Source organism: Dubosiella newyorkensis (assembly GCF_001945605.1).
GTDB lineage: Bacteria > Bacillota_I > Bacilli_A > Erysipelotrichales > Erysipelotrichaceae > Dubosiella > Dubosiella newyorkensis.
Genome location: NZ_MPKA01000003.1, coordinates 1 through 926, shown reverse-complemented (window position 1 = coordinate 926; position 926 = coordinate 1). Strand labels below are relative to the sequence as shown.

The following is a 926-nucleotide window of genomic DNA, read 5'->3' as shown; positions in this document are numbered from 1 at the left end:
ATGAAGATCATCCTCTTCGGTTAGTTTTTTTTTACATCCTGGAAGTTTTCCTTGAATTGTTCCTGTTTTTCAGGGTCTGCTTTTGCCAGTACATAAGATGGGCAGGTCCAGCTCAGATGATTGCGATTGGATTTAGTATTAATGGTGCATCCCTTAAACCTCTGAAAATTCAAGTGGTAGAATGTCATAAGAAGAACAATTTGAATTCCAGAATGAGGAGGAATGAAAAATGGCAAAGCAATATGACAAAGAATTTAAGGAACAGGTGATTCAGTATGTACTCGATCATCCAGACCTTGCCTACACCCAGATCGCGCAACAGTTCGGAGTCCATGACACAACAATTGGAGGATGGGTAAAAAGCTATAAAGAGCATGACGATCAGGTCGTCGTAAGAGGATCCGGCAACTATGCCAGCGATGAAGCCAAAGAGATCGCCCATCTTAAAAAGCAGCTCAGAGATACCCAGGACGCGCTCAATGTATTAAAAAAAGCAATCAGTATACTCGGCAAGTAACGGCTCGTCTCCTCTATCGATCGGTCCAGGAATACAAAGAGAAACATCCCAAAGCATCGATAGCGGGTATACTGGCTATATTGGAGAAGAGCCCTTCCGGCTACTACAAGTATTTAAGATCAAAACCATCCAAGACAAAAGTCCGACGGGAAAAAACAAAAAAAGCAATCGTCAAGATCTACAACGATTCGCACCAGCTGTATGGCTCGCCCAAGATCGCAGAGATCCTGCACAAGAAAGGGATCCAAGGATGCCAGAAGTATGTCTATTCGATTATGAAAGAAGCCAATATCAAACCGAAATATCTGAAACACAAGATAAAAACGACCATATCTAAAGGGAATGATCGAAAACTTCACAATCTTCTGAAAAGACAATTCAATCCAAAAGATCCCGACAGTGTATGGTG

At 41.9% G+C, this 926-nt stretch carries 2 protein-coding genes; both read left to right on the top strand.

Features of this window, described 5'->3' with window-relative positions; genetic code table 11:
- Positions 1–229 precede the first annotated feature (229 nt).
- Complete coding sequence (locus tag BO225_RS00035) at positions 230–517, top strand: transposase (protein ID WP_076340276.1); 288 nt, start codon at positions 230–232, stop codon at positions 515–517.
- Positions 518–597: 80 nt separating this feature from the next.
- Positions 598–926: IS3 family transposase (locus BO225_RS00030; RefSeq protein ID WP_143356701.1), on the top strand; the 329-nt coding region annotated here is incomplete at its 3' end.

What these genes read in the sequence shown, in the direction of transcription:
- BO225_RS00035 (WP_076340276.1), top strand. Translation starts at nt 230, where the DNA reads ATGGCAAAGCAATATGACAAAGAATTTAAGGAACAGGTGATTCAGTAT.